Genomic DNA, 3433 nt, shown 5'->3' on the forward strand with positions numbered 1-3433 from the left:
CGGCGACGGGTGTCGGTGGGTTCGATGACCTCGTCGACCACGCCGATGGAGACCGCCCGGCCCACGCCGCCCGCGATCGCGGCGTGCTCGTCGGCCAGTCGCTCGTGCAGGGCCTCACGCTCGTCCTCGGGCGCCGCGGCGAGCGTGCGCTTGTGGAGGATGCCCACCGCTGCCTTGGCGCCCATGACCGCGACCTCGGCATCGGGCCACGCGAACACTGCGGAGGCACCGAGGGCGCGCGAGTTCATGGCGATGTAGGCGCCGCCGTAGATCTTGCGGGTGACCAGCGTGACCCGGGCGACGGACGCCTCCGCGAAGGCGTGCAGCAGTTTGGCCCCACGGCGCACGACGCCGTCCCATTCCTGTGACACCCCTGGCAGATAACCCGGGACATCGACGACGACGAGCAGGGGGACGCCGAACGCGTTGCACAGGCGGACGAACCGGGAGGCCTTCTCGGCGGACTCGGAGTTAAGGCAGCCACCCAGGCGGAGCGGGTTGTTGGCGATCACCCCGACCGTGCGGCCTGACATCCTGCCGAAGCCCACCACGATGCTGGGCGCCCACTTTGCCTGGAGCTCCTCGAAGGTCGAGCTCCCGTCCAGCTCGGACGAGTCGAGGATGCCGTGGACGAGGGGACGGACGTCGTAGGCCCGCTTGGGTGAGTCCGGGAGAAGTCCCGCGAGGTCGGTGTGGTCGCCCTCGAGTGCGCGCAGGTCGAATTCTCCCTGGGCGGCGAGCAGGGTGACCAGGCGCCGTGCTCGGTGCAGCGCGTCCTTCTCGTCGGTGGCGGCGATGTGGCACACACCGGACTTGCGGTGGTGGACGTCCTGGCCGCCGAGTCCCTCCATGTCGACCTGTTCCCCGGTGACGGAGCGGACCACGTCGGGGCCGGTGACGAAGATCTTGCCCGCCGGCGCCATGATCACGACGTCCGTGAGTGCGGGGCCGTACGCGGCACCGCCCGCGGCGGGGCCGAGCACGACCGAGATCTGCGGCACGTGACCCGACGCGCGCACCATGGCCTCGAAGACGAGGCCGACCGCGTGGAGCGCCTCGACGCCCTCGGCGAGACGCGCTCCTCCCGAGTGCCACACGCCCACGACGGGCAGGTGCTCGTCGATGGCGGTGTCGATCGCGTGGACGATGTGGCGGCAGCCGTCCAGGCCCATCGCCCCACCCATGACGGTGGCATCGGTGGCGTAGGCGATGGTGGCTTCGCCGTCGATCAGTCCCCGGGCGGCGAGTGCGCCCGAGGCGTCCGGCTCCGTGAGGAACTCAAGCGATGCAGGATCGAAGAGAGTCTCGAGCCGTGCGACGGGGTCGCGCGGGTCGATCTGTGTGGTCTGGTCCACGGCGCTGGTGATGGTCATCGAATGCAGTCCTTTCCGCGGCGCACCTCCCGGGTGGGAGGGTGCGCTCCTGATGGACCCCCGGACTGGCTGGTGTGGGGGAGGCGAACGATCGGGGACCCCCGTCCCTGATCGCGCCGTCCGCCCGTCACCCCGCATGACGCGGAGTGTTCTGGTGTGTCGGGTCCCGGATATGGGGAGGGGACGCGGGCTCGTCTGGTGCACCGACCGCACCTTCGGCCCTGAACGCGCCCCCGCCCCGTGCTCCGGGACGTGGTGTCAGCTCTGGTCGATCTTCTGGATGTAGTCGACCGCATCCTGCACAGTACGCAACTTGGCGAGATCCTCGTCCGGGATCTCCACCCCGTAGCGGTCCTCCGTCTGCACGGCGATCTCCACCATGGACAGGGAATCGATGTCCAGATCGTCCACGAAGGACTTCTCCGGCGTCACCTCGGAGGGCTCGATCCCGGTGACCTCCTCGACGATCTCCGCAAGTCCGGAGATGATCTCGGCCTCGGTGCGTGCCATGTGGTGTCCTTTCTGGTGGTGTCGTCGCACCCGGCCGGGTGCGACGTGGTCGTCGTGACACGGCCACCGGACCAGGCCGGTGACCGCGGGTTCGTGGGGGTGGTCTAGGCGCCGCTGAGAGCCGGGACGGCGTCGAGCGCGTCCTCGAGGTCCTCGGGCGTGGTCACGCCGTGGCGGGGCACTTCGCGCATCATTCGCTTGGCCAGGCCGACGAGCGCACCGGAGGGCGGGAGCTCGATAAAGGCGTCGACGCCGAGCTTGAGCATGGTCTGCGTGCACAGGTCCCACCGGACGGGATGGGTGATCTGGGAGATCACGCGGTTCAGGGCGTCCCGGCCCGAGGTGACGACCATGCCGTCGGAGTTGGAGAGCAGAGTGAACTCCGGGTCGCGGACCTCGATCGTGTCCGCCAGGGCGCGGAACTCCTCCACGGCCGACCCCATGTGACCGGTGTGGAACGCCCCGGCGACGTCGAGGCGCCGCAGGCGGGCGCGGATCGGGGGGTTCTGTTCGAGAGCATCGCACGCTTCGAGAGGGCCGGCGGCGACGATCTGCCCGGCGCCGTTCCTGTTCGCCGGTTCCAGACCGGCGTTCTCGAGGGCCAGCAGGACGTCGGCCTCCACCCCACCGAGCACGGCGATCATCCCCGTGGGGCGGTCGGCGCACGCCTTCGACATCGCGGCGCCGCGGACCGAAGCCAGGCGGAGTGCGTCGGCCTCGGAGACCACCCCGGCGATCGCGAGCGCCGCGACCTCGCCGATGGAGTGTCCGGAGACGATGGTGTCCGCAGGGACCCGGCCCCGCCGACGGAGCTCCGCGGCGCCGAGCAGCGCGGAGGCGACCACCAACGGTTGGGTGACCGCGGTGTCGGTGATCTCCTGCAGGGTCGCCGTGGTGCCGAGGCGCTCGAGATCGAGTCCACTCGAGGCGGACCACTCATCGAGACGGTCCGACGCACCGGGGAGCTCGAGCCACGGCGCGAGCATTCCGGCTTTCTGGGACCCTTGTCCTGGGGCGGTGAGGCAAAGCACGAGTATCAGACAACACGGGATGCCCTCCGTCGGATGATGTTCTCGCAGCCAGAAACCACGGCGGGATTTTGTGGGGTTCCCACAAAATTCGTGTTGAGGGCGCCGCCATCTGTCGCAGCGACGGTTTCGTTACACGGTGTGACGGGAGTGAATGATTAGCTCTCCTGAGGGCTTCGTTCGGAGAACTTGCCGAGCACGAGGGCGATACGGAGGACAAATGCCTCTCTCGCGTCCAACGGGTCGAACTCAGTGATCTGGCTCACTCGTTTGAGCCGATACCTCACGGTGTTGGGATGGACATACAACTCACGGGCGCACGCCTCGACATGACCGCCCGAGTCCAGATAGGCCCGGAGGGTCTCCTCCAGCGAGGGGTCCGCACCCCTCAGCGGGGACACGATCCGCTCCACGAGCATGCCCGCGGCCCCGCGGTCCCCGCCGAGGACCCGTTCCGGCAACAGGTCGATCGCCGCCACCGGGCGAGGGGCACCGGGCCACCCGGTCGCGGCCGCGGCGCCG

4 protein-coding genes are annotated in these 3433 nt (G+C 69.5%); all 4 read right to left on the minus strand.

The genetic code is table 11. The annotated features are described in order from the left end of the window. On the minus strand, positions 1–1373 hold a 1373-nt coding region (locus tag G6026_RS09555; RefSeq protein ID WP_182613024.1), incomplete at its 3' end, for a carboxyl transferase domain-containing protein. Between the two features lie 258 nt (positions 1374–1631). After that, entirely contained in the window at positions 1632–1883 is a 252-nt protein-coding gene (gene acpM / locus G6026_RS09560) for a meromycolate extension acyl carrier protein AcpM (protein ID WP_095719155.1), read from the minus strand. A 104-nt stretch (positions 1884–1987) separates the two neighbouring features. Next, the gene (locus G6026_RS09565) at positions 1988–2914 is read right to left on the minus strand and encodes an acyltransferase domain-containing protein (protein WP_182613025.1); all 927 of its coding nucleotides are present in this window, start codon (positions 2912–2914) and stop codon (positions 1988–1990) included. Between the two features lie 155 nt (positions 2915–3069). Then, on the minus strand, positions 3070–3433 hold a 364-nt coding region (locus tag G6026_RS09570), incomplete at its 5' end, for a helix-turn-helix domain-containing protein (protein ID WP_182613026.1).

Source organism: Dietzia sp. DQ11-38-2, from assembly GCF_014145055.1.
In the GTDB taxonomy this organism is placed as follows: domain Bacteria; phylum Actinomycetota; class Actinomycetes; order Mycobacteriales; family Mycobacteriaceae; genus Dietzia.

What these genes read in the sequence shown, in the direction of transcription:
- acpM (WP_095719155.1), bottom strand. Translation starts at nt 1,883, where the DNA reads ATGGCACGCACCGAGGCCGAGATCATCTCCGGACTTGCGGAGATCGTC.